The sequence below is a fragment of the Actinocrinis sp. genome (genome assembly GCF_035650855.1).
Taxonomy (GTDB): domain Bacteria; phylum Actinomycetota; class Actinomycetes; order Streptomycetales; family Catenulisporaceae; genus Actinocrinis.
Map to the genome: position 1 here is coordinate 1 of NZ_DASRGV010000298.1, position 25,563 is coordinate 25,563.

Consider the following 25,563-nt stretch of genomic DNA (forward strand, 5'->3'; position numbering starts at 1 on the left):
CGGTATCCCAGTCCATACCGACCTCCGCCTACGCGACGGCGAGACGATCAACGTCGGCAACATCCCGCTGCGCGTTATCCACTTGGTCGGCCACACGCCGGGTTCCATCGCCCTGCTCTACGACGACCCGAAGGGTCATCCGCACCTGTTCACCGGGGACTGCCTGTTCCCGGGCGGGGTCGGCAATACGCAGAAGGATCCGGAGCGGTTCGCATCGCTCTACCGCGACGTCGTGGAGAAGATCTTCAACGTCCTGCCCGACGAGACCTGGGTGTACCCGGGACACGGCAAGGACACGACGCTGGGCACGGAGCGGCCGCATTTGGAGGAGTGGCGGCAGCGCGGTTGGTAGGTTACGCGCGTGGCGACTGAGCGTGGGGCGGGCGGCGGAAGCGGCGGCGGGACGGGGCCGAGCAGGAAACAACAGGTACTGACGGCGGGCGCGCTGGGGGCCGCGGCGGGCGCGGCGCTGGCCGGGCATCGCGGCCTTCGCGCGGGCGTTCTGGGCGCTGCTGCGGGGGCGTTGGGCCTGGGCGCCGCAGAGGCCGTCTCGCGCGCGCGGCAGCAGCCCGGTCAGATCCCCGAGCTCTGGTCGCGCATCCTGGCCAGCGGCGCGATGACCGCTCCAGCGGCGTGGGCCGCCGGCCGGGCGACCGGAGCCGGGCCGGTGACCGTGGGCACGGTGAGCGGCGCGGCGGCGGGAGCACTCGGGCTGCGGCCGCAGAAGGTGGCGCTGGGGCCGGTGCTCGGGGCCGCGGTCGGCGGCGCGTTCGCGCTGCGGCGGCGGGCGGCGGCGCCCGCCGTGGTCGCGACGACGACTGTGGTGTCGTTCCGGGTGCTTTCGGCCCTGCTGTTCCGCGACCCCCAGATCAGCATGCTGGCAGAGCGCGTTCACGCTGAGGACTTGCCGTTCGTCGTGCCGCTGGAGTCGCGGAACCGGTACGTCGGCACCGGGTACGTCAGAGAGCTGGCTGACGTGCTCGGCGGGACGTACACCGCCGACGCCCCGGACGTCGGGATTGTCGCATCACTCGACGCGTTAGCCGGGCCCGAGTTCGATCCGGCGCTCGTCGATCCACGGGTGCGCGAGTTCTACGAGCACACCACGCGCTTCATGCTCGACATCGTGCCCGAGTGGCGGCTGTGGGTCCGGCCCGGCTACCTGCTGTACCGCAACCTGCTGGCGCGTCCGCTGGGGCAGGCGAGCGTGCCGATGAACCAGCGTGAGACGCAGCGTGGTATCCGCAGCCGTATCGACACCATCTCCGCGCCCGACGAGGACGTGATCGCGGTACGCGGCTGGATCCGGTCCTTCGCGGACACCGACGAGCCGATCTACATCGGCATCTACACGACGTACCGCCACGAGGACCGTGGGTACGTCAGCGTCGGCTTCCCTCTCCCGCAGGCCAGCTTCACGGCGACGCTCGCACCGAGGGCGCGGCCAGGCGGTGGTCTGATCTTGAGCAGCCGCAGCGAACTTAAGCACCCGGGGCACTACCTCACGTACATCGACGCCGAGAGCCGGGAACTCACGACGGCGGCGGTTCAAGGCTTCGCCGAGGAGCTGGACGTGTACGTCGAGGACGGCGAGTTGCGCGCGGAGCACGCGTTCTGGGTCTTCGGCCTTCCCTTCATGGTTCTGCACTACCGGATGCGCAAGAAGCCGGGACAGCGCGAGACACAGCCGCCGCCGACGGAAGGCTGAGGCGCTGTCAGTGCCCCCGGCCCCCGACCGGGCACCTGCCTGACACCCATTCGGATCACCCTGCGCGCAGGGCTTATACGCACCGTGTTACGACGGTTTGTGTAGCCAATCCGCGCGTCGGGCGCGGCCCGATTCGGAGAGCAGGCGGTGAAACGTGCAGCAGCTTCCCATGGCCTCCATCAACTTCAGCCAGGGCGTGACCGACGCGTGGAGCGCGGTGGCCAGATTCATCCCGAAGTTCGTCGGCTTCCTCGTCATCCTGGCGATCGGCTGGTTCATCTCCCGGCTGCTCGCGCGGGCGCTGGACGCGGTGCTGCGCAAGGTCGGCTTCGAGCGGATGGCCGAGCGCGGCGGGATCAGCCGGGCGCTGGCGAACAGCAAGTACGACACCACCGGGCTGGTCTGCAAGGTGGTCTACTACGCGCTGCTGCTCGTCACGCTGCAGCTGGCGATCGGGGTGTTCGGCACGAACCCGGTCAGCACCATGATCAACGGCGTGGTGGCCTGGCTGCCGCGCGGCCTGGTCGCGATCGCGATCGTGGTGGTCGCCGCGTTCATCGCGCGGGCGGTGCGTGACCTGGTCGGCAGCGCGCTCTCCAGTCTCTCCTACGGGAATGTGCTGGCGACGCTCGCGTCCGTGTTCATCCTGGGCATCGGCATCATCGCGGCGCTCGGGCAGGCGGGGATCGCGACCACGATCACCGGGCCGATACTGGTGGCGGTGCTCGCGGCGATCGTCGGCGTGGTGGTGGTCGGCGTCGGCGGCGGCCTGGTGATGCCGATGCGGCAGCGCTGGGAGCGGATGCTGGACAGCGCCGAGCGCGACGCGCGCACCGCGGCTGGCGGGATCAGCGCGTACCAGCAGGGCCGGTCCGATGCGATGTCCGGGCGGGCTGGGATGACGGCGCCCACGCCCACGCCGGCGATGCCGGGCGGCACCGGGCAGATGGGCAGCGGCGGACAGATGGGAAGCGGCGGAATGGGGCAGAGCGGACCCGGGATGACGCCGGGGTCGCCCGATAACCCGCCGATGGGCTGAACTACGCGGAGATGTGGCGTGAGCGCTGCCGATCAGGCAGCGCTCACGCTGTGTTCAACTGACGCTGTGCTCAACTAGCCCTGTGTTCAACTAACACCGTACTCACGCATGAAGTGGCATATGGCTGTCAGGCGCAGGGTCGCGAAGTCGTACCCTTCGTGCGCCAACCAGCCCATCTCGTGCAGAGCATCGGTGAACCCGAGTACGTAGTCGGACAGCGCCTCACGCAGCGAGCGATGCCCGTGAACGACATCGCGCACTGCGGCGGCGTGCTGGTCGACCGCGGCGACGAGCCACGGCTCGAACGCCAGCTCCGGGAGGCGGCGGCCGAACTGTTCGAAGATCGCGGCGAGCGGGGGCGTGCCGGGATAAGTACTGTCGGTCACGGCGCGATCACTCCTCCTCGATCTTGCAAACAGGTAGCGAGTAACAATACATGTAGCTCGAATGGGCGAATCTATTCGAGTTGTCTCACGGCAGCGTCCACGTCTCGTCGGCGGCCCCCGGCGTGCAGGTGTAGATCTGCAGCTGGTCGGTGTTGTTGGTCGTGCTCGCGTAGAGGCACAGGCCCGAGCCGGTGTTCACGAGCTGGCCCGCCGAGTTGGCGACCCACTGTTGCGCTGCCGTGCCGTTGCAGGTATAGAGCTGGATCTTCGTGCCCGGCGTCGTGGCGCCGCCGATCACGTCCATGCACTTGTTGAAGACCTGCAGCGTGTGGTCGGGTACCACGGTCCAGTTCTGCGCGCCGGTTCCGTTGCACGTGTAGAGCTGGATGTGCGTGCCGTTGGAGGTGCCGGAGCTGGCGTCGTCCACGCACTTGCCCGCGATCCCCGAGGTGATCGGTCCGACCGGCTCGGTGACGAACGAGGTCGCGGTCCCGTCGTAGGACGGAGGCGCCGAGGTCGACGCGGCCGCCCACGACGTGTTCGCGGACGATCCGAGCGAGTAGTTCAGCGTCGCTCCGGAGGCAATCGCGGTCTTGGGCAGATAGGCGTTGTTCCAAGCGGCGCCGTCGTACGTGAGGCTCTGCACGTAAGGCGATCCGTCGGCCGCGGCGGGTGCGTTGATGGTGATCTGGTTCGCCGCGCCCGGATTCACGATCGCCTGCGTGAACAGCGGGCTGCCGAGCGCGAGGTCTGCGGTACCGGGGGTCTCCGGGTACATGCCGAGCGCCGACCATACGTACCAAGAGCTCATCTCGCCGAGATCGTCGTTTCCGGCGAGGCCGCCGGCGGCGTTCGTCCAGAGCTGGTCCTGGATCTGGCGAACGTCGCGCTGCGTCTTGTAGGCCTGGCCGACGTAGTCGTACTCCCACGGCAGTTCGAAGCTTGGCTCGTTGCCCATGTTGGCTTGGAAGCCGGCCAGGCTGAGCAGTCCCGAGTAGCCGGACAGCACGTGGTCGAGGTAGCCGGCCAGCGCCGAGTTACCGCCCTCGGCCGAGGCGAGCCCGGCGAGATTGAACGGGATCATGCCGGTGTAGATGAGCGAGTCGCCCTCGGCGAAGTCGTTGGTGTTGGTGCCGCCGGTGATCGGGTCGGCCACGAACCCGGTCATCCAGCGGCCGTTGGAGTGCCGGGGCTGGAGGTACCCGCTGGACGGGTTGTAGATGTTGCGCCAGTTCTGCGCGCGGTTCTGGAATCTGGCCTGATCGGCCGTGTCGCCCAGCGCTCCGGCGAACGCGGAGAGGGCGAAGTCCGCCGAGTCGTACTCCAGCTGCGTGGAGACGGTGGCGTATTCGTGGCAGCAGCCGTAGATGCTGTCGGTCGGCAGGTAGCCGAAGGTGTCGAGATATCCGTTGCCCGGCCGGTCGTTGTTCGTCGTCGTGGCCTGACTCACCATCGCGGAGAGCGCGCTCGCCGTGTCGAAGTTCCTGGCGCCGAAGGCGTAGTAGTCGGCGAGCACGATCGCGCCGGGATCGCCGACCATGATGTACGTCTCGCCGTTGTCCATGGCCCACTTGGGCAGAGTGCCGCCCTGCTTGTAATCGTTGACCATGGACTGCGCCATGTCGCTCGCGGCGGCCGGGTTGATCAGGGCCGTGAGTTGTGCCTGGCTGCGGTAGATGTCCCAGCCGGAGTAGTTCGCATACTGCGCGTGGCCGGACGCGACCGTGTGCACGGCTTGGTCGAAGCCCAGGTACGAGCCGTCCGCGTCGCTGAAGATGTTCGGGTGCAGCGACGCGTGATAGAGCGCGCTGTAGAACACGGTCTGCTGGTCCGGGGTTCCGCCGGCGATCTGGATCTTGCCCAGCTGCGTGTCCCACGCCGCATACGCGGCCGCCTGCACCGTGGCGAAGCTGGTCGACGCGGGGATTTCGGCGTCCCGGTTGGCCTGCGCCTCGCTGATCGAGGTGTAGGAGACCCCGACGCGCGCGAGCACGGCCTGGTTCGAGGCCGTATTGAAGGTGACGTATTCACCGGCCGGGCCGGTCGAGGTGGCGCCGTACGCTCCGCTGCCGGTGATCGCGTGGTCGAAGCTGATCGCGAAATACAGCGTGAACGGGTTCGTCGCCTCGCAGAAGCCGTCGCTGGTCACGGATCCGACGAGCTCGGTGCTGCTCAGGACGCTGACGCTGGTGGCGCTCGACGGGCTCTGGCTGTCGGCGACCTTGAGGATCAGGTTCGCCTGCGTCGTGGCGGGGAAGGTGAACCGGCCGAGGCCGGCGCGCGCCGTGGTGGTCAGTTCGGTCTTCACGCCGTTGCCGAGCGTCACACCGTAGTACCCCGGGCTCGCGCTCTCGTTGGAGTGCGAGAAGGACTGTGAATCAGAGCCCGGAGAGCTGTCGATCGCGCCGACGGTCGGCAGGATCGGGACGTCTCCGGCGGCGTCGCATCCGGGTCCCGATATGTGCGTCAGGCTGAAGCCGGTGATGCTGGAGTCGCCGTAGTCGTATCCGCCTCCCTTGGGCCGGGAGGAGGTGTCCGGGCTCCACTGGAGCATGCCGTAAGGCACGTCCGCGCCCGGGAAGTCGTGGCCGTCGCCGGTCGTGCCGATGAACGAGTTCACCAGCGCGGCCGGGTCGCTGACCGGGGTTGCAGAGACTGGGGCCGCCGTGGTCGCCGCACGCGCGGCCGCGCCCGCCCCGCCCACCGAAGTGAGCGCAGTGGCGAGCGCGGTTGCGAGAGCTGTGACGGCGACCTTGCGGGGCCGCGCGAAGGCGCGGCGGGCAGAGGTCGTCATCGCGGTCAGCCTCGCGGAAGAACGTCGGGCAGGACGCCGTCGGCGGGAGCCGTGGTCCAGTCGGTGGACACGAACGAGACGCTGTCCGAGGCGAGCAGCGCAACGCGGGCCTGCGCGTCGGCGAGCGCTGGGTCGCTGCTGGAGAGCGCCGGGGCGACGTCGTAGGCGTCGGTCGCGACGACGAGGTAGTGGTTCGCGTTGTACCACTCGGTGTTGCCGTCGCTGACGTACGTGTTTGCGTCACCATCGAAGACCACGAACCAGGGGCGGATCGTGGTGTCCGAGTAGCGGGTGCGCGGGTCGCCGCTCTGCGCGCCCAGGACGCTCGGGAAGATCTCCGCGTTGGAGATCGTGCCGGACGCCGCGAGACCTTCGAGGTAGTCCGCGTACTCGACGTCGGTCCACAGGTGGTCGAAGGGGTTGCTCTGCTCGAAGGTGCCCGGGATCGCCTCGATGATCGCCTTGCCCTGCAACGCGGAGCGGCTCGGCCAGTTGCCCGCCCTCGCCGCGGTGTCCAGGTCGGGGTACAGGCTGCCGTCGGGCTTGGTGAGCAGGTCCACCGGCCGGTAGACCAGGTTGCCCAGGTGCGTGTTGATGTAGGCGTCGAGGGCGGCGGGGCCCATACCGATCGTCTGGTCGAAGCCGGCCTTCATCTCCAGCTTGATCATGATCGGGTTGGCGGCCGGGTGCGCCTGGAGCCAGACCCGGATGTCGTCGAGGCAGCTGTCCAGGTTCTGGCTGCGGTTGCCGGTGTAGGCGCCGGCCAGCGTGCTGGTCTGGACGCAGTTGTTGCTGCTGCCGATCGGGTTGCTGTGGCTCACGTTCCACTTGTGGGTGAACGGGTTCACCCAGACGTCGAGCTCGATGAGGGTCGATCCGGCGTCGAGCGCTTGGTCCAGGTAGGTGTAAGCGCTCTGATCGTACGTGTTGTGCACGCCGACCGAGGTGGCTGCGGCGAGGGAGAGGGAGCCGTCGTCGAGGGCCGAAGCGCTGCCCGGCTGCAGGGCCAGCGCTGCGGTCAGTGCGGTGACGGCGCCCATGGCCGCGGCGGCGCGGCGGGAGTGGGTGGGCATGCCAAACTCCTGATGGGTGCGGAAAGTGCTTGGTGCAGAACGGAGCTTCGGCGGAGCAGGTGAATGCGCGTGGTATCGCGCGTGGCGACGGAAAGGCCACCGAATGTGAACTTTGGTTCAGCTCTGATGGCGACGCAAGAGCCTGAATCGTGCTCTTAGGTAAGAAGTCTGCAAAGCCGCCCGGTAGCGGGGCCGGTTACGGAATCGAGCCGCCGGCGTTGATCGGGATGTAGCACGCGTACCAACCGGCACCGACCGCGAGCGCGGCGAGCGCGAGGTACACCGCCGGCCGACGCTGAACCTTCGCCAGCGCGGAGGCGATGGGCAGCAGCAGCGGGAAGAGCGCGAGGAATTCGCGCGGCACGACCGTGTACACGTGGATCGACGCGTAGACGATCGCCGCGACGATGATCGTGTAGCAGATCAGCGGCCACGGTACGCGCTGCAGGATCAGCAGCACGATCAGCACCGGAGCGATGAGCAGCGCGGCCGTGGTGATCAGCGTCGGGTAGTTCTGATAGCCGGGCGCGGTACCGAGCATGCCTTCGTGGATGCGGTGCAGTACGAACTGCACGTTGCTGAACCCGGTGCCCCACTGCTTCTGTGCCTTGAGATAGCCGGTGAGGCTGCCCATGCGGTGCGCGACGTAGGCGAGGTAAGCGATCATGCCGAGCGGCGGGATCACCAGCGCGAACCACGGGCGCCAGGCAGCGCCGCCTGAGGCGTCGTCGCGCAGGTGACCCCGGCGCTTGATCAGCTCGATGAGCGCGGCAAGGCACACCGTGGCGACGAGCGCGTTCGCGGTCGGCCTGGTCAGCCCGGCGAAGAAGGCCAGGATGCCGGCGGCGACCCACCAGCGGCGCAGCAGCGTGTAGAGAGCCCAGGCGGACAGGCAGATGGCGAGCGTGTCAGCGTACGAGGCGCCCTCGATGACCGCGGAGGGCAGCAGCGCCCAGAGCGCCGCGAAGATCACCCCGGTACGCGCGTCGCGGACCAGCCGGCCGATCTCGAAAAGCGCCCAGGCGCAGGCCGCGGCGGCGATCCAGGTGATGATGACGCCCACGACGTCCGCGCTCAGACCGGTGACGTCGTGGCCCAGCCGCATCAGCCCCGGATACAGCGGGAAGAAGGGGAACGGCGAGCCGAACTTGGCGATGTGCGTGTCGTAGCCGTGCTCGGCGATCAGCCGGTACCAGCCGGAGTCGACGAACACGAACAGGCCGCGCTGAGCGTATCCGTGCCCTGCGGAGAGGATCGCGAAGACCGCGGTGCTGACCAGCCGGATGGCGAGGTACAGGCCGACCGCGGGCCACGCGCGGGACGCGGATCTGCGGGCCCGCCGCGCCGCGGAGCGCGGCCAGGACGCGTTGGCCGGCGCCGGGCCGCCGGGCGAAGCCTGGTCGTCCGTCGCCACCACGGTGCCGCTCACGCTCAGCCGTCCCTTCGCCCTGCCCCCTGGCGCTTCCGCCTCGTCAACCGGCGGATCATAGCAGCGTACCCCGCTCGGCCCGCGAGCCGGTCAGCGCTCAGGGCCGGTCGCGGAGGCGGTCTCGGGCGCCCGGCGGCGGCCGACGGTGAGGCTCAGCACGGTCGTCACGGCGAGAGTGACGACGATGACGCCGAGCGAGAACGGGATGGACACGGTCGGCAGCGCGATCGGGCCCAGGTGCTCGATCCCCGAGCCGTGCAGCGCTTCGACGATCATCTTCAACCCGATGAAGCCGAGCACCACGGACAGGCCGGTGGACAGGTACACCAGCCGGTCGAGCAGGCCGCCGATCAGGAAGTACAGCTGCCGCAGGCCGAGCAGCGCGAAGGCGTTTGCCGTGAACACGATGTAAGCCTGCTGAGTCAGCCCGAAGACCGCGGGGATCGAGTCGAGCGCGAACAGCACGTCGGTCGCGCCGATCGCGAGGATCACCAGGGCCATCGGGGTCAGCGCGCGGCGGGAGCGGGCGGCGCCGGTGTTCTCGTGGCCGTCTGCGGCGATGCGCGCGGTCAGCGCGGTGCCGTGGTAGTCGTCGACCGTCGGGTAGAAGCTGCGGACGAGTCGCACCAGGCCGTTCTCGCGTGGCGCGGCGGACGTTCCGGCGTCGGCGGACTTTCCACTGTCGGCGCCCTTCGCGGCGCCTTCCTGCGCCGGGCCGCTCTCGTGTCCGGCGGCCAGCTTGACCGCGGTGTAGATGAGGAATGCGCCGAAGACGTAGAACACCCAGTCGAAGGTCGAGACGATCGCCGAGCCGGCTCCGATGAAGACGCCGCGCAGCCCCAGCGCGACGAGGACGCCGATCAGCAGCACCCGGTGCTGGAACTCCCGCGGCACCTTGAAGCGGGCCATGATGATCACGAAGACGAAGAGGTTGTCCACCGACAGGCTGTACTCGGTGATCCAGCCGGCGAAGAACTGGCCGCCGTAGGTCGGTCCGGCGAGGTGGCTCAGCCCGATGCCGAAGCTGACCGCGAGCGCGGCCATCAGCGCGACCCAGGTCCCCGCCTCGCGCAGCGATACGGCGTGTGGTTTGCGGCCGACGACGAACAGGTCGAGGGCGAGCACGGCCAGCAGGCCGATCAGGGTGGCTCCCCAGACCCACAGGGAAACGGACATTGCGCATACCTCCGGCGGACTTGGACGTCAGTCATCACCGGAGGTCTCCTCCACCCCGCCGCTGCGGGGCCGGTGACACCGGATCGAGGCCGCGGCGCCGCTTGCGACGCCCGCGACGCCGGTCGTGTTGACGGACGTCACCGCTGGGGTCAGGGAGTACTCCCCTCCTTGCAGATCCATTCTCGCACAGGTGCGCGAGGGGCGGCCCTTCATCCGCCCGGGTGAAGAAATCGGCCATTCGGCGTACGCGGAGCAACCGGCCGCCTACTCTTGGCTGCGGACGCGCGGCGGCGGACCGCGGGAGGACGCCGGATCGGACCGCGGCTGCGGCGTCCCGGGACTGTGCGCTATGCGCGGGCCGGGAACTCTACCGGGCAAGCACGGCCGCGGGCCCGGAGCACGTCGGCGAACCCGTCCGGCGGCGCGACGAAGACCGGGCGGAGGGCAGGTGGGCGTGAACGGCATGGAGAGCACGGTCCGGACGGCTTTGGCGGGCGGGCGGCCCGACCGCGCGACGCCCCCCGAGGTGGGCGCGACCAGGGCCGGACCGGGCGGCCGTGGCGGCTCGAGGGGCGGTGAGCGCGACGGGGCCGGGTCCGGCCGGCGTGCCGGAAGCGCGGCGCGAGGACGCGGCGAAAGCCAGCCGTCCCACGACATGGCCGCGCAGCCGCCAGGCGACGCGGCTGGGGCGGGAAACGTTGCCATCGAGGATCGGGCCGATATCGAGGCGCAGGCGACGGACCAGGCCGATTTCGAGACGCATCCGACGGACAGTCAGTTCGCGCACGAGAACGCCGAAGGCCAACCCGCGAGCCCTCCGAGCACGGAAGCCGCATTTCACCGCGACCGATTCGCGCACGAGAACGCCGAAGGCGAATCCGCCAGCCCTCGGAGCACGGAAGCCGCGTTTCACCGCGACCGATTCGCGCACGAGAACGCCGAGCGGGACGGCCTCCCCGGTTCCTTGGGCGAGCGAGCCGGCCGGGGCCGCGGGGGCTGGGATCCGCTCGACGAACTCGCCGTGCGGGTGGGCTCGACGCTGGATCCGGCGATCACCGCGCAAGAGGTCGTGGACTTGGTCGTGCCCGGGTTCGCCGATCACGCCTCGATCCTGCTGCGCGAGAGCGTGCTGAGCGGCGCCGGCGCCTCCGAGCCGCGCGACGGGCCGGTCCGGCTGGTCAGGCTGGCGTTCAGCGCCTGGGACGCCACACTGGCCGAGCGGCTGCGCGCGGCCTGGCCGGTCGGACGGGTCACCGTGGTGCCGGAGCATTCGCCCTGCGTGAAGGCGATGCGGTCGCATGAAGTGATCATCGACACGATGCATTCCCTTCCGTCGAGCGCCGACGGCTCGGACGTCGACCAGCTGCTCGCCGGGCGTCCCGCGGTCTACGCCCCGCTTCTCGTCGGCGGCCGGGTGCTCGGGGTGATGCTGTTCTCCCGCAATCCGGCGCGCGGCGGGTTCTGCCCTGCGGAGATCGCCTCGATCGAGCGGGTGGCGGCGCGCGCCTCGATCTGGATGGACAACGCCCGGCTGCACGACCAGCTGCGTCACACGGCGATCAGCATGCAGAAGGCGATGCTGCCGACCAAGCTGTCCGCCCCGGCCGGCCTCGAGATCGCGCACCGCTACCTTCCGGGCAGCGACATGGCGGTGGTCGGCGGCGACTGGTTCGACGTGATCGCCCTGTCCGGCGGCCGGGTCGCGCTGGTGGTCGGCGACGTGATGGGCCACGGCACCCAGGCGGCCAGCGTGATGGGCCAGCTGCGCACCGCGGTCCGGACCCTCGCGGCGGTGGATCTGCCGCCCGCCGAGGTGCTGGCGCACCTGGACGACCTGATGCCGGACATCGACGACTCGCTGTTCGCGACCTGTGTCTACGCGGTCTACGATCCGGCGACGCAGCAGTGTTCGATCTCCCGGGCCGGTCACGTGCCGCCGCTGGTGGTGCGCCCGGACGGCAAGACCGAGGTGCTGCACCAGGTCGCCCCCGGCCTGCCGCTCGGCCTCGGCGGCGCGATGGGCACCTTCGGCACGCTCGACATCGAGCTGCCGGACGACTCGTTGTTCGTGCTGTGCACGGATGGGCTGCTGGAGAACAAGGCCCGTGACATCGACTCCGGGCTCAACCTGCTGCGCGCGAACCTGGCCGATCCGGGCCGGCCGCTGCAGGAGATCTGCGACCAGGTGGTCAAGGAACTGGACCTGACCAAGGACCGGGACGACATCGCGCTGCTGATCAGCCGGGTGCATCCGCTGCCGCCCGACCGGTCGGCCGCGTGGCGGCTGCCCGGCGAGCCCAGGCAGGTCGCGCACTGCCGCCGCCTGGTGCGCGACACCCTGGCCGCCTGGTCGCTGACCGCCTTCACCGAGACGGTCGAGCTGCTGGTCAGCGAGCTGGTGACGAACGCGATCCAGCACGCGGGCGGCGAGATCAGGCTGCGCCTGCAGCGGGACGAGGGCGCGCTGCTGTGCGAGGTCTGCGACCAGACCCGCACTCCGCCCGAGTTGCAGGAGCTGTCCGCGCCCGCCGAACGCGGCCGAGGCATCCTGCTGGTCAACGAGCTGTCCGGCAAATGGGGACACCGACGCACCGCGTCAGGCAAGATCGTCTGGTTCACGCTCCCGATCGAATAGGCCGATCGGCGCGGGACGGCGGACGCCCGCATCGACGGGTCGCGGACGCGCGGATACTGCGATGCGTCGCAGGGTTGGTATTTCGTAGCCTGTCCCGATGGACAGACTACTGAAGGTCATGGCGTACATCGTGCGCGAAGATCGGCTGCTCGTGTTCACGCATGCCGATGACGCGACGCCGTTCGAGTCGGGACTTCAGGTCCCGGCAGGTTCCGTGCGGCCGGGCGAGCTACCTGAAGACGCCGTGCTGCGCGAGGCGCAGGAGGAGACCGACCTGGACGGTCTGCACATCGAGCGCTTCCTTGGCGTGACCGAGTACGACGCGCGACCCTACGCCGACGCCACGTACGTCAGGTTCTTCTTTCAGTTGTCGGTGGACGCCCCGGAGCTGCCCGAGCGCTGGACCGGCTGGGAGCGCGGCGACGGCAAGGGAGAGCCGATCCGGTTCGAGCTGTTCTGGACTCCGTTGCGGAAGGCCCACGTCCTGGCGGCCGGGCAGAGCGCGCTGCTCGGCCGCCTCTTTGACTGAGACCGCTTATTCGGTTGAGGCCGCGTGATCCGCGCCGGTGACGGGCGTCAGACTCCGGCGGCGCAATCGCCGCGAAGCTCCCGTTGGGGTCAGGCACGCGACGCAGCCTCCTCGGGCCGACGTCAGACTCCTGCGGCGCGCATGCCGCGCAGCTCCTTCTTCAGTTCGCCGATCTCGTCGCGGAAGCGCGCGGCCAGCTCGAAGCGCAGCTCGGCCGCCGCCGCGTGCATCTGGGCGCTGAGGTCCTCGATCAGCGCCTCCAGCTCCTCGGCCGGCTTTCCGACGAAGTCCAGCGTCGACACCCCGCCCTTGGACCCGACGCCCGGGACCGGCGCCTTGCCGCGCGACTGCTGCCGTCCCGCGCCGCCGAGCAGTTCCCTGGTGTCGGCGTCCTCGCGGGCCAGCGAGTCGGTGATGTCCGCGATGCGCTTGCGCAGCGGGGTGGGGTCGATGCCGCGCTCCTCGTTGTACGCGATCTGCTTCGCCCGCCGCCGGTTCGTCTCGTCGATGGCTTTCGCCATGCCGGGGGTGATCTTGTCGGCGTACATGTGGACCTGGCCGGACACGTTTCGCGCGGCGCGGCCGATGGTCTGGATCAGCGAGGTGCCGCTGCGCAGGAAGCCCTCCTTGTCGGCGTCGAGGATCGCGACCAGCGAGACCTCTGGCAGGTCGAGGCCCTCGCGCAGCAGGTTGATACCGATCAGCACGTCGAAGACGCCGAGGCGCAGCTCGCGCAGCAGCTCGACCCGGCGCAGCGTGTCGATGTCTGAGTGCAGATAGCGGACCTTGACGCCAAGTTCGAGGAGGTAGTCGGTGAGGTCCTCAGCCATCTTCTTGGTGAGCGTGGTCACGAGAACGCGCTCGTCCCGGTCGGCCCGGGTGCGGATCTCGTGGACCAGGTCGTCGATCTGACCCTGCGTCGGCTTGACGATGACCTCGGGATCGATCAGGCCGGTCGGCCGGATGACCTGCTCGACCACGCCGCTGGCCTGGGAGAGCTCGTAGGGTCCGGGGGTGGCGGAGAGGTAGACGGTCTGGCCGATCCGTTCTACGAACTCTTCCCAGCGCAGGGGGCGGTTGTCGACTGCGGAGGGCAGCCGGAACCCGTGGTCGACGAGGACCCGCTTGCGCGAGGCGTCGCCCTCGTACATCGCGCCGATCTGCGGGACGGTCTGGTGCGACTCGTCGATGACCAGCAGGAAGTCCTCGGGGAAGAAGTCCAGCAGGGTGTTGGGGGCGCTGCCGGGCTCGCGGCCGTCGATGTGCCGGGAGTAGTTCTCGATGCCGTTGCAGAACCCGACCTCGCGCATCATCTCCAGGTCGTAGGTGGTGCGCATGCGCAGCCGCTGCGCTTCGAGCAGCTTGCCCTGCCGCTCCAGCTCGGCCAGCCGGTCGGCCAGTTCGGCCTCGATGCCCTCGACCGCGCGGGCCATCCGCTCCGGGCCGGCCACGTAGTGCGTGGCCGGGAAGATGTAGAGCTCCGCGTCGTCGGTCAGCACCTCGCCGGTGACCGGATGCAGGGTCATCAGCCGCTCGACCTCGTCGCCGAACAGCTCGATGCGCACCGGGTGCTCTTCGTACACCGGGAACACCTCGACCGTGTCCCCGCGCACCCGGAAGGTGCCGCGGGTGAAGGCCAGGTCGTTGCGGCTGTATTGGATGGAGACCAGCTTGCGCAGCAGCCGGTCGAGCCCGTACTCCTCGCCGACCTTGAGCCGGATCATCCGGTCCACGTACTCCTGCGGCGTGCCCAGGCCGTAGATGCAGGACACCGACGCGACCACGACCACGTCCCGCCGGGTGAGCAGCGAGCTGGTGGCCGAGTGCCGCAGCCGCTCGACCTCCTCGTTGACGGAGGAGTCCTTCTCGATGTACGTGTCCGTCTGCGCGATGTACGCCTCGGGCTGGTAGTAGTCGTAGTACGAGACGAAGTACTCGACGGCGTTGTTCGGCAGCAGCTCGCGGAACTCGTTCGCGAGCTGCGCGGCCAGCGTCTTGTTCGGCGCCATCACCAGCGTCGGGCGTTGCAGTTTCTCGATCAGCCAGGCCGTGGTCGCGGACTTTCCGGTACCGGTCGCGCCCAGCAGCACGACGTCCTTCTCCCCCGCGCGCACCCGCTGCTCAAGCTCGGCGATGGCGGCGGGCTGGTCTCCGGACGGCTTGTATTCGCTGACGACCTCGAAGGGCGCCACTTTTCGCTCAAGGTCGGTCAACGGTCGAGTCATGGATACAACGGTAGACGGAGCCGCTGACAAGTGTGGAGGTGTTTGGCGCGGGTTGTGGATAAGTGGCGGACGCGCTGGTCAGCGCTGGGCGGCCTTGCGGAAGACGGGGCGCGGCAGGTGCCGCAGTCCGGACATGACGTAGCGCAGGGCGGCCGGGACCCAGACGATCTCGGCGCCGCGGCGCAGCCCGGAGATGATGGCGTCGGCGACCGCGTCCGGGGTGGTGGACAGCGGGGCCTTCTCCATGCCCGCGGTCATCTTCGTCTCGACGAAGCCGGGACGCACCACCATGACGTGCACGCCGCTGCCGTGCAGCGAGTCGCCGAGGCCCTGCGCGAACGCGTCGAGGCCGGCCTTGGTGGAGCCGTAGATGAAGTTGGCCTTGCGGGCGCGCTCGCCGGCGACCGAGGAGAGCACCACCAGCGAGCCGTGGCCCTGCTTCTTCAGGGCGTTGGCGCACACCAGGCCGGAGGACATCGCGCCGACGTAGTTGGTCTGCGCGACCTTCGCGGCGGCGACCGGGTCCTGCTCGTCGCTGGCCTGGTCGCCGAGCACGCCGAAGGCGAGCAGCACGACGTCGACGTCACCGGCGGCGAAGACCGCGCCGAGCGTCTTCTCGTGCTCCTCGACCTGCGCCGCGTCGAAGGCGACGGTCTCCACCTCGGCGCCGTACGCGCGCAGGTCCCCGGCCGCCGCGTCGAGGCGCTCCGAGGGGCGGGCGGCCAGCACGATCCGCTTGGTCTTGCCCGCTGCCATCCGGCGGGCGGTGGCCAGCGCGATGTCCGAGGTGCCGCCCAGGATGAGCAGGGACTGGGCGGAACCGAGCGCGTCCTTCATGGTCTGTCAGCTTCCTTAGAGAGCCAGCCGGCGGGACTGGTCCGAGACGAACACCCCGTGCGGGTCCACCTTGGCACGTACCTCGCGGAAGTCGTCGAGGCGCGCGTACATGGCGGGCAGATTGGCGGGCGCCAGGCGTGCGTCCTTGGCGAGGTATACCCGGCCGCCCTCGGACAGCACCTGCTCGTCGAGCCAGTTGAGCAGCCGGTCGAGGCCGGGCGTGCCGGTCGGGAAGTCGAGCGCCAGCGTCCAGCCTTCCGCGGGGAAGGAGAGATAGCCGGGCGAGCCCTTGCCGAAGCGCTTGAGCACGGAGACGAATGACGGTGCCTGCACTCGGCTGATCCGCTCGACCATCCGACGGAACGTCACATCCGCGCTGAACGGGACGACGAACTGGTACTGGACGAAGCCCGCCTTCCCGTAGACCCGGTTCCAGTCGCGGATGCCGTCGAGCGGGTGGAAGAACCCGCCGATGGTGGCCAGGTGGTGGTGCGTGGCCGGGGTCTTGCGGTACCAGACCTCGTTGGCGATCGCGATGGTGCGCCGGTTGAGCAGGCCGGAGGGGAACAGGTCGGGCGTGGAGGCCATCGGCTTGGCGGAGAACGCCAGAGGTTCGCCGCGGTGCTTGGCCGGGAGCTGGTCCAGGGTGGCGAAGTTGCCGCAGTCCAGCAGCGCGCGGCCGAGCTTCGGCCCCTTGGCCAGGCAGTCCATCCAGGCCACGGTGTAGCGGTAGTCGGCGTCGGTGCCCGCCAGCTTCTCCATGAGCGCGTCGAGGTTCGGCAGCTTGAAGGTGTCGACCGCGAGGCGCGAAGTCTCGATCGGGACCATGCGGATCGTCGCGGACAGCACGATGCCGGTCAGGCCCATGCCGCCGGCCGTGGCCCAGAACAGCTCCGGGTCCGACTCGGGGGTCACCGTGCGGACGGAGCCGTCGGCGAGCAGCAGGTCGAGCGAGGTGACGTGCTGCGCGAAGGAGCCGTCGGCGTGGTGGTTCTTGCCGTGGATGTCGCTGCCGATCGCGCCGCCGACGGTGACGTACCGCGTTCCGGGCGTGACCGGCACGAAGTAGCCGAAGGGCACGAGCGCGCGCATCAGGGCATGCAGTGAGACGCCGCCCTCTGCGGTAACAAGCCCGGTCTCCAGGTCAACGGACAGGATGCGGTTGAGCCCGGTGAGGTCGAGCACGCGTCCGCCGGCGTTCTGCGCGGGGTCGCCGTAGGAACGGCCCAGTCCGCGGGCGATAACGCCGCGCGGTCCGGCGGTGGCGACGGCCTCGGCGGCCTCTTCCCGGGTGCGCGGGCGGAGGACCTCGGCGACCGTGGGCGAGGTGCGGCCCCAGCCGCTGAGCAGCTGCGGGCCCTCCTCGGAGCCGACGGCCGCGTCTGCCGCGCCCGGCCGGGCGAGCAGCGCTCCCTGCCCGGCGCCGGTGGACCACTGCTCAGCTGGCATAGAACACTCCCAATGCGAAGCAGGCGAGCCAGATCGCCGCGATGGCCATGATCACCCGGTCGCCGAGCAGGACGTCCTCGGGTTCTCCGGCGCTGCCCGCGTCGACGAACATGGCGTAGCGCAGGAAGAGGAAGGACCAGGGCACGATCGAGATCTCGTGCCAGTTCACCCCGGAGGTGTGCTGGCTCAGGTTGAAGGCCCACAGGGCGTAGGTGAGGATCGTGAGGCCCGCGGCCATCTGCCAGACGAAGCGCAGGTACGACTCGGAGTACGCGGCGAGGGACTTGCGGGTGGTGGCGGCGGCCTCGCCCATGAGGATCATCTCGGAGTGCCGCTTGCCGGCCACCATGAACAGCGAGCCGAAGGCCGTGGTCAGCAGGAACCACTGGGACAGCCCGATGCCGGCCGCGACGCCGCCGATCATCGCGCGCAGCAGGAAGCCGCCGGCGACGAGCGCGAGGTCCAGGACCAGGATGTGCTTGAACCAGGCGCTGTAGGACAGGTGCATGGCCAGGTAGACCGCTATCACGGCGGCGGTCGCCGGGTTCGCGGCCAGCGAGACGCCGAGCGCGGCGACGGAGAGCACGACGACCATGCCCCAGGCCAGCGGGATGGGGATGAGGCCCGCCGCGATCGGCCGGTGCCGCTTCTTGGGGTGCATCCGGTCGGCCTCGACGTCGAGCGCGTCGTTGGCGTAGTACACGGCCGCGGCGGCGAGGCAGAACGCGGCGAACGCGATGGCGCTCGCGCTGAGCACTGCGGACTCGTTGATCCGGCCGGCCGCCAGCGGGGCGGTGAGCACCAGGAAGTTCTTGACCCACTGCTTGGGCCTGGCCTCGCGCACCAGCGCGCGCACCAGCTTCACGCCGTGGGCCGGCGCCGGGCCGGCGTGCTGGACGCCCAGCGGGACCGGAAGCAGTGTGGGTTCGGCCGGTCCGTCGTCCGCCGAAGACGCGGATCCGACGCCGGGGTCGGGGCCGGTCACCTGGACCGTGCCGCCCTCGTCGTCGTCCGGTTCGGCCGCGCCGTCGGAGGAGGCGGTCGCGGACCGGCTGCGCTGCCGCGCGGGAATCGTCACCACGTCACCCTCCCAAGGTTGATCGGTCCGGCCGACGGCGGGAGCACCGCCGGGGGACCTCGGGGCGAAAACACAGTCTCGTCGGGGTCTGACGCCGCGCCCCGGTCCGTCCGTTCGCGCGGTCCTGCCTGGACAGACGGCTACCGGAGGTTATCAGGATCGGGGCCGTCGGCCCCACTCGGCCGACTAGGCCGAGCCGGCGTCGCCGGGCTCTTTCCGCACGTCATCCGAGATCTCCCGGGGCGTGCCGCGTAATGTCACGATCCTGTCCCAGAGCGCTGCCACTTGATCGGCGAGTTGCTCGGGTGTTCCGTCGTTGTTGATGACCACGTCGGCGGCGGCGAGGCGCTGTTCACGTGGGGCTTGCGCAGCGATACGCGCGGACGCTTCCGCCTCGGTCATGCCGCGGTCGCTGACCAGCCGCGCGATGCGTACCGCGTCCGCTGCGTCTACGACGATGACGAGTTCGAACAGGCTGGTCAGTCCGGATTCGACCAGTAGCGGGATGTCCTGGACGACGATGGAGCCCTCGGGAGCGGTCATGACCCGTTCGGCCATCCAGGCGCGTACACGCGGGTGCACGATGCCGTTCAGTACCGCACGCCGGCTCTGATCGGCGAATACGACATTGGCAAGAGCGGCGCGGTCTAGGGCGCCGTCCGGGGCGAGTACCGCATCGCCGAACTCCTTGACGATGGCTGCCAGGCCTTCGGTGCCCGGAGCGACTACCTCGCGGGCGGCGACGTCCGCGTCGAGGATCAACGCGCCGCGGTCGGCGAGCAGTCGGGCGACGGTGGATTTGCCCGCGCCGATGCCGCCGGTCAGTCCGACCAGGACAGTTCGTGCCTCACTCATGGGGCCTCACCTTACTGAACACGATCCCGGGGTGCGGTGGTGAGCGCGGCCAGACGAGCCGTCAGAGGCCGACTCGAGCGGCACACTGCCCGCGGAACGCCGAAGGGCGCTTGAGGGAATCGCCAGGATTCCCTCAAGCGCCCGATTCAACGCTCAGTCAGCTACCGCGGTGCGGTGAGCCGTCTGTTCAGCTCTGGCCGCCGGCCAGCTTCTCGCGCAGCGCGGCCAGGGCCTCGTCGGAGGCCAGCGCGCCGGTGTTCTCGGCCGGGGCCGAGGAGGAGTAGCTGGACGGGGCGGCCTCGCCCGGAGCGGCGGGGCCGCCGGCCGCGGCGGCCTCTGCGTCGGCCTTGCGGGCCTCGGAGATCTGCCGCTGGTGCTGCTCGAAGCGGGCCTGCGCCTCGGCGTACTGGCGCTCCCACTCCTCGCGCTGGGTGTCGAAGCCCTCGAGCCACTCGCCGGTCTCCGGGTCGAAGCCCTCGGGGTAGACGTAGTTGCCCTCGGCGTCGTACGAGGCGGTCATGCCGTACAGCGTCGGGTCGAACTGGTCGACGGTCGCGTCGCCGGTCAGCCCCTCGTTGGCCTGCTTGAGCGAGAGCGAGATGCGGCGGCGGTCCAGGTCGATGTCGATGACCTTGACGAAGATCTCGTCGCCGACCTGCACGACCTGCTCGGGGATCTCCACGTGCCGCTCGGCCAGCTCGGAGATGTGCACCAGGCCCTCGATGCCCTCGTCCACCCGGACGAACGCGCCGAACGGCACCAGCTTGGTGACCTTGCCGGGCACGACCTGCCCGATCTGGTGCGTGCGGGCGAACTGCTGCCACGGGTCTTCCTGGGTGGCCTTGAGCGAGAGCGAGACCCGCTCGCGGTCCATGTCCACGTCCAGGACCTCGACCGTGACCTCCTGGCCGACCTCGACGACCTCGGAGGGGTGGTCGATGTGCTTCCAGGACAGCTCGGAGACGTGCACGAGGCCGTCCACGCCGCCCAGGTCCACGAAGGCGCCGAAGTTGACGATGGAGGACACCACGCCGTTGCGCAACTGGCCCTTGAGCAGGGTGGTGAGGAAGGTCTGGCGCACCTCGGACTGGGTCTGCTCGAGCCAGGCGCGGCGGGACAGGACCACGTTGTTGCGGTTCTTGTCCAGCTCGATGATCTTGGCCTCGAGCTCCTTGCCGACGTACGGCTGCAGGTCGCGCACCCGGCGCATCTCCACCAGCGAGGCGGGCAGGAAGCCGCGCAGGCCGATGTCGATGATCAGGCCGCCCTTGACCACCTCGATGACGGTGCCGGTGACGATCCCGTCCTCGTCCTTGATCTTCTCGATCGTGCCCCAGGCCCGCTCGTACTGAGCGCGCTTCTTGGACAGGATCAGCCGGCCCTCCTTGTCCTCCTTCTGGAGGACAAGGGCCTCGACGTGGTCGCCCACGGAGACGACCTCGTGCGGGTCCACGTCGTGCTTGATCGACAGCTCGCGCGAGGGGATGACGCCCTCGGTCTTGTAGCCGATGTCGAGCAGGACCTCGTCCCGGTCGACCTTCACGATGGTGCCGTCGACGATGTCGCCGTCGTTGAAGTACTTGATGGTCTCGTCGATCGCGGCGAGGAAGGCCTCCTCCGAACCGATGTCGTTGATAGCGACCTGCGGGGTTCGGACGGTCTCGGTGCTGCTCGTCATGGGGGAAAGGGCTCCGGATACGGATATGTGGTCGGATGACACACGCGGCGGAGCCTGACTCGGGAACTGAGCGGTTCGAAAGTCGGTGCGGCCCCCTCGGTCCGAAGCCACACGGGTCCGCAGCGCAACAGCCAGGATACGGGCCGCACGCTTCCATGGTCAATCGAGCTTGGTGCGATCACACCGAACCGATACACGGTGGGGTGACACGTTATGAGCGTGCTGTGCGGACCACCGCAAGATAGCGTGTCGGGCTGTGCTTTTGGAAGGGCGGCGGCATGGGTGAGGCGAGTGGGGACCGGCGCGAGTTCGTGACTCGGCGTCAGGCGGGAGATTCGGAGACCGTTCGGGCTAATCGGCGGTGGTGGGACGGCGCGTCGGACTGGTATCAGGACGAGCATGGCGAGTTCCTCGGTGACGCGCGGTTCCTGTGGGGACCGGAGGGTTTATACGAGGACGATGCACGGTTGCTCGGCGCGGTATCCGGCAGGCGGGTGCTTGAGGTCGGCTGCGGCGCGGCGCAGTGTTCTCGCTGGCTGGCGAAGCAGGGTGCGGACGTGGTGGCGTTCGACCTGTCGTGGCGCCAGCTGCAACACGCGAGGCGAATCGACGAAACCCTTAACGAGCCGCCGCTGCGCCTGGTGCAGGCCGATGCGACGGTCCTCCCGTTTGCGGATGAATCGTTCGATATCGCATGCTCGGCGTTCGGCGCGGTGCCGTTCGTCGCGGACTCGGCTTCCGTGATGCGCGAGGTCGCACGGGTGCTGCGGCCAGGCGGCCGGTGGGTGTTCGCGGTAACGCATCCCTTCCGCTGGTGTCTGCCGGACGACGGCGGAGAGGGCGGCCTACGCATCCGCGACTCCTACTTCGACCGGCGCCCTTACGTGGAGCAGGACGAGGATGGCGTCGCGACGTACGTAGAGCACCATCGGACGCTCGGCGACCGTGTGCGTGAACTGACCGCCGCCGGCCTCGTGCTGCTGGATCTCGTCGAGCCGGAGTATCCGGAGGACATGGACGACCGATGGGGCGGGGGCTGGTCGAAGCTGCGCGGGCGCCTGGTCCCCGGCACGGCGATCTTCGTGACCGAGAAGCGTTAGCCGGTCGCTGCCTTCCTCGTTGACCGCGCTCCGGTACGCGCCGGGCGGCTGGTACCGGCGCAGCGGTGCGGATACAGTCCTGAGCCGACACGCGCGGGACCGGCAGGCACGAACCTCCCGCGACCGCTTTCCCGGAAGGGGCGCCGCCCATGGCCCGCCGCCACCCCGCCGACAACGCTCTCCTGGTGGCCGTCGGCACACTGGTCGGCAGCGTGCTGTCCTACGGCTTCAGCTTCGCGCTGGCCCACCTGCTCGACCAGACCGGTTACGGGCAGATCGGCTCGCTGCTGATGATCTCGCTGGTGGCCTCGATCCCGGCGACGGCGATCCAGGCGGTCACGGCGCGCCGGATCGCCAGCGCGGGGCCGCTCGACGCCCCGGGGCTGCGCGCGCTGACCGGACCGCTGGTGCGCTGGTCGCTGCTGGTCGGGCTGGGCACGACTGTGCTGCTCGCAGCGCTGGCCCCGGCGGTGTCCGCGCTGCTGCCCGCGGTATCGACGGGAGAGGTCGCGTGGACCGCGCTGAGCCTCGTCCCGAACGCGTTGATCTTCTGCTACCTGGGTGTCGCGCAGGGCAGCTCGCGGTTCCGCGCCTTCTCGGTCCTGTTCGTGGGCTTCAACGGGGCGAAGCTGCTGGCCGGCGTCGTCGCGGGCGCGGCGGGCGCGCGACCGGGCCTGATCATGGGCGTCGTGGCCGCCTCCTGGTTCGCGACGGCGGCGGCAGCGCACTACGGACTGGCGGACATCGTCGGCAAGCCGCACTTGGTGCGCGGGCTCGGCTACGTGCACGAACTGGGCACGGCTTCGTGGAGCCTCGGCGCGGTACTCGTCCTCTCGCTGCTGGACGGCCTGCTCGCAGCGCACTACTTCAACGGGGACGTGCTCGGCCGGTACCAGGCAGGCGCGCTGTTCACCCGTGCAGGCTATTTCGGACCGCAGTTCGTCGGCGTGCTGGCCTATCCGAAGCTCGCCGTACCGGAGACCCGGCGCAAGGCGCTCACCACCGCGGTGGTGCTTTCAGTCGGAATCGGGCTGCTCATCGTCGCGTGCACGCTCTTCGCCGCCAGTCCGATAATCCGCGTCGCGTTCGGCGCCAAGTACCTCGGCGGCGCAGGCACGCACTTCGACCTCGTCTCGGCCGCTTGGCTGTTCGCGCTGGCGGGGGCCACGCAGGCGCTGGTGCAGCTGGCGCTGCTGGACGCGGTGGCCCGGCGATCGCACGTGATCGGATGGCTGGTCTTCGGCGGGATAGTGATCGAGGCCGCGATCATCCTCGGGTTCGCGCATCACACCGCGACGCAGCTGATCGGGACCGCGGCCTGCTGCGGAACGGTCACCGCGGTGGTGAGTCTCACCGTGTCGACGCTCGCCCGGCATCACGCCGCCGCGCAGCACCCGGCGCAGCCGAACTCCGAGTACGTCACCGCAACGCCCTGATTTCGGGTTTGTCGCCCTTGCGTGTGACAGCGGTACGAAAGAACTCTGCGTTACCGCGTGCGGCGACGCCCTACAGGTTCCGATCGGAGTATGTGGGGCGCCCACATGCGCGTGACCGCAGCATGACCCTACGGTCGGGACCATGACAACGGTGGATCTGGCGCCCGAGACCGACAAGGTGGACCTGACCGGCCGCACCGCGCTGGTCACCGGCGCCGCGAGCGGGATCGGGCGGGCGTGCGCGGTGGCGTTCGCGGCGGCCGGAGCGCGGGTGCGCGCGGTGGACCTGGACGAGGCCGGAGCCGCCGAGGTGGCGGCGGCGATCGGCGGCGAGGGGCGGGGGGTCGATCTGGCCGAGCTTGACGCGCTGCCCGTCCTGGCCGCCGACGCGGACATCATCGTGAACAACGCCGGCTTCCAGGTGGTGCGGCCGGTCGAGCAGTTCCCGCCGGAAACCTTCCGGCGGATGCTGGCCGTGATGGTCGAGGCGCCGTTTCGGCTGGTGCGCGGCGCGCTGCCGGGGATGTACGAGCGCGGCTGGGGCCGGGTGGTGAACATCTCCTCGGTGCACGGGTTGCGCGCCTCGGCGTACAAGGCGGGCTACGTGACGGCGAAGCACGCGCTCGAAGGCTTCTCCAAGGTGGTGGCGGTCGAGGGCGGCCCGCGCGGGGTGACCTCGAACTGCATCAATCCCGGCTACGTTCGCACGCCCCTGGTCGAACAGCAGATCGCGGAACAGGCGGCCGCGCACGGCATACCGGAGGACCGGGTCGTCGGCGAGGTGCTGCTGGCCAGGTCGGCGACGAAGCGGCTGATCGAGCCGGCCGAGGTCGCGCAGCTGGCGGTGTACCTGTGCTCCCCCGGCGCCTCCTTCATCAACGGCGCGTCGCTCGCCGTCGACGGGGCCTGGACCGCGCAGTAGCTCCCGACCACACTGGGTCGCGCGAGGGTGAATGGAAGACGGCAATGGACGTTAACGCCAAGACGGACCTCAACGGCACACCTACCGCAAGCGCCGCAGCGGCCGCGAGCGCTTCGGGCGGGACAGCGGCTGATGCCGAGCTGCCGTTTCTCAGCCTCTTGGTCCAGGACGCCTCCGCCGTCGAGTACGACGCCCCGCTTGCCCGCGCGCATGACGAGGGCGCCGGCCCCGAAGCGATCGCCCGGTTGGAGCGAGCCCGGACGCTTGCCTTGCGCGTGCGTGCGACGCTGCGTGAACAGCGGCGGCGCGAGACGGAACTGACCGCGTTATTCGAGACCGCCAGCGACTTGGCGGGTCTGCGCGACTTGGACTCGGTACTGCGTGCGATCGTCGTGAGGGCACGCAAGCTGTTGAACACAGACGTCGCGTACCTGACACTGAACGACCCTGCCGCGGACGACACGTATATGCGGGTGACCGATGGCTCGGTCTCCGCGAAGTTCCAACAGGTGCGGCTCGGTATGGGCGAGGGGCTGGGCGGCCTCGTCGCACAGACCGCCTCGCCTTATGTCACAGCGGACTACCTGAACGACGCCCAGTTCAACCACACGCGCTCGATCGACGCGGCAGTGCACGAAGAAGGCCTGGTCGCGATTCTCGGCGTGCCGCTGCTGTCCAACGGGCGCGTGATCGGCGTCCTGTTCGCCTCCGACCGGCGGGTCCGGCCGTTCAGCCGGGACGAGATCGCCCTGCTCAGCTCGCTGGCCACGCATGCCGCGATCGCGATCGAGTCGGCGAATCAACTGGCCGAGACGAAGGCGGCGCTCGCGGAGCTGGCCGAGGCGAGCCGCACCATCCAAGCGCACAGCGCTTCCGTGGAGCGCGCCGCGGAAGCCCATGAGGCGCTGACCGGTCTGCTGCTGCGCGGCGCGGGCCTGGGCGAGCTGGCCGCGTCCGTCGCCGAACTGCTCGGCGGCTCGGTCGCGATCGTGGACGACACCGGGCGCTGCCTGTGCGGGCTGCTTGAGCCGGACGAGCGGGACGCGGTCGAGGCGGCCGCGGCGCAGTCGGCGAAGACCGGTCGCGCGCTGCCGGCCGGCCGGCTGTGGGTCGCGGCGGTGACCACGGGCCAGGAGCGGCTGGGCGCGCTGGTGCTGCGCGGGCGGCCCGAACTGGATCTGGAGAGCGCTGATCAGCGGATCTTGGAGCGCGCG

The 25,563-nt window shown here is 69.7% G+C and carries 20 protein-coding genes; 9 read left to right on the forward strand and 11 right to left on the reverse strand.

The window, feature by feature from the left end:
- From VFB40_RS21310 to VFB40_RS21320, 3 genes are all read left to right on the forward strand, one after another.
- The coding region (locus VFB40_RS21310; protein WP_527249207.1) for an MBL fold metallo-hydrolase at nucleotides 1-352 on the forward strand (352 nt) is incomplete at its 5' end.
- A 9-nt stretch (nucleotides 353-361) separates the two neighbouring features.
- Nucleotides 362-1,708, forward strand: a complete 1,347-nt coding sequence (locus tag VFB40_RS21315; RefSeq protein WP_324853380.1) for a hypothetical protein — start codon at nucleotides 362-364, stop codon at nucleotides 1,706-1,708.
- A gap of 169 nt (nucleotides 1,709-1,877) precedes the next feature.
- Nucleotides 1,878-2,747 (forward strand): mechanosensitive ion channel family protein, encoded by an 870-nt coding sequence (locus VFB40_RS21320; protein WP_349261578.1) that lies wholly within the window; start codon nucleotides 1,878-1,880, stop codon nucleotides 2,745-2,747.
- 86 nt (nucleotides 2,748-2,833) lie between these two features.
- Here VFB40_RS21320 and VFB40_RS21325 read toward each other — a convergent pair whose 3' ends face one another.
- The 5 genes from VFB40_RS21325 to VFB40_RS21345 form a co-directional block, all read right to left on the reverse strand.
- A complete protein-coding gene (locus VFB40_RS21325) occupies nucleotides 2,834-3,133 on the reverse strand; it encodes a DUF6401 family natural product biosynthesis protein (RefSeq protein WP_324839567.1) in 300 nt (99 codons plus the stop codon).
- Between the two features lie 85 nt (nucleotides 3,134-3,218).
- Nucleotides 3,219-5,927: a lectin gene (locus VFB40_RS21330; protein ID WP_324853384.1), complete on the reverse strand. Its 2,709-nt coding sequence runs from the start codon at nucleotides 5,925-5,927 to the stop codon at nucleotides 3,219-3,221.
- 5 nt (nucleotides 5,928-5,932) lie between these two features.
- Entirely contained in the window at nucleotides 5,933-7,000 is a 1,068-nt protein-coding gene (locus VFB40_RS21335; protein WP_324853386.1) for a phosphatidylinositol-specific phospholipase C domain-containing protein, read from the reverse strand.
- 196 nt (nucleotides 7,001-7,196) lie between these two features.
- Nucleotides 7,197-8,429: a putative hexosyltransferase gene (locus VFB40_RS21340; protein WP_324853388.1), complete on the reverse strand. Its 1,233-nt coding sequence runs from the start codon at nucleotides 8,427-8,429 to the stop codon at nucleotides 7,197-7,199.
- Nucleotides 8,430-8,519: 90 nt separating this feature from the next.
- Nucleotides 8,520-9,605, reverse strand: a complete 1,086-nt coding sequence (locus tag VFB40_RS21345) for a TerC family protein (protein WP_324853390.1) — start codon at nucleotides 9,603-9,605, stop codon at nucleotides 8,520-8,522.
- Between the two features lie 655 nt (nucleotides 9,606-10,260).
- On the opposite strand from VFB40_RS21345, the gene VFB40_RS21350 reads away from it, so the two are divergent.
- Both VFB40_RS21350 and VFB40_RS21355 read left to right on the forward strand, forming a co-directional pair.
- Nucleotides 10,261-12,240 (forward strand): ATP-binding SpoIIE family protein phosphatase, encoded by a 1,980-nt coding sequence (locus VFB40_RS21350; protein WP_324853392.1) that lies wholly within the window; start codon nucleotides 10,261-10,263, stop codon nucleotides 12,238-12,240.
- Nucleotides 12,241-12,337: 97 nt separating this feature from the next.
- Nucleotides 12,338-12,769 (forward strand): NUDIX hydrolase, encoded by a 432-nt coding sequence (locus tag VFB40_RS21355; protein WP_324853394.1) that lies wholly within the window; start codon nucleotides 12,338-12,340, stop codon nucleotides 12,767-12,769.
- 122 nt (nucleotides 12,770-12,891) lie between these two features.
- Here the strand turns inward: VFB40_RS21355 and uvrB are convergent, their stop codons facing one another.
- The 6 genes from uvrB to rpsA form a co-directional block, all read right to left on the reverse strand.
- The gene (gene uvrB / locus VFB40_RS21360) at nucleotides 12,892-14,994 is read right to left on the reverse strand and encodes an excinuclease ABC subunit UvrB (protein WP_324853396.1); all 2,103 of its coding nucleotides are present in this window, start codon (nucleotides 14,992-14,994) and stop codon (nucleotides 12,892-12,894) included.
- 78 nt (nucleotides 14,995-15,072) lie between these two features.
- A complete protein-coding gene (gene dprE2, locus VFB40_RS21365) occupies nucleotides 15,073-15,831 on the reverse strand; it encodes a decaprenylphospho-beta-D-erythro-pentofuranosid-2-ulose 2-reductase (protein ID WP_324853398.1) in 759 nt (252 codons plus the stop codon).
- Between the two features lie 15 nt (nucleotides 15,832-15,846).
- Nucleotides 15,847-17,280 carry a decaprenylphosphoryl-beta-D-ribose oxidase gene (gene dprE1 / locus VFB40_RS21370; RefSeq protein WP_324853400.1) on the reverse strand — a complete coding sequence of 478 codons (1,434 nt, stop codon included), beginning with the start codon at nucleotides 17,278-17,280 and terminating at the stop codon, nucleotides 15,847-15,849.
- Nucleotides 17,270-18,361, reverse strand: a complete 1,092-nt coding sequence (locus tag VFB40_RS21375; protein WP_324853402.1) for a decaprenyl-phosphate phosphoribosyltransferase — start codon at nucleotides 18,359-18,361, stop codon at nucleotides 17,270-17,272. Before VFB40_RS21375 ends, dprE1 begins: the two co-directional genes overlap by 11 nt.
- Nucleotides 18,362-18,544: 183 nt before the next feature.
- The gene (gene coaE, locus VFB40_RS21380; RefSeq protein WP_324853404.1) at nucleotides 18,545-19,213 is read right to left on the reverse strand and encodes a dephospho-CoA kinase; all 669 of its coding nucleotides are present in this window, start codon (nucleotides 19,211-19,213) and stop codon (nucleotides 18,545-18,547) included.
- A gap of 187 nt (nucleotides 19,214-19,400) precedes the next feature.
- Nucleotides 19,401-20,891 (reverse strand): 30S ribosomal protein S1, encoded by a 1,491-nt coding sequence (gene rpsA, locus VFB40_RS21385; protein ID WP_324853406.1) that lies wholly within the window; start codon nucleotides 20,889-20,891, stop codon nucleotides 19,401-19,403.
- 278 nt (nucleotides 20,892-21,169) lie between these two features.
- On the opposite strand from rpsA, the gene VFB40_RS21390 reads away from it, so the two are divergent.
- From VFB40_RS21390 to VFB40_RS21405, 4 genes are all read left to right on the forward strand, one after another.
- Nucleotides 21,170-21,991, forward strand: coding sequence for a class I SAM-dependent methyltransferase (locus tag VFB40_RS21390; protein WP_324853408.1), 822 nt, complete (start codon nucleotides 21,170-21,172; stop codon nucleotides 21,989-21,991).
- Nucleotides 21,992-22,140: 149 nt separating this feature from the next.
- Nucleotides 22,141-23,427, forward strand: coding sequence for an MATE family efflux transporter (locus VFB40_RS21395; protein WP_324853410.1), 1,287 nt, complete (start codon nucleotides 22,141-22,143; stop codon nucleotides 23,425-23,427).
- A 142-nt stretch (nucleotides 23,428-23,569) separates the two neighbouring features.
- The gene (locus VFB40_RS21400) at nucleotides 23,570-24,349 is read left to right on the forward strand and encodes a 3-hydroxybutyrate dehydrogenase (RefSeq protein ID WP_324853412.1); all 780 of its coding nucleotides are present in this window, start codon (nucleotides 23,570-23,572) and stop codon (nucleotides 24,347-24,349) included.
- A gap of 44 nt (nucleotides 24,350-24,393) precedes the next feature.
- The coding region (locus VFB40_RS21405) for a GAF domain-containing protein (protein WP_324853414.1) at nucleotides 24,394-25,563 on the forward strand (1,170 nt) is incomplete at its 3' end.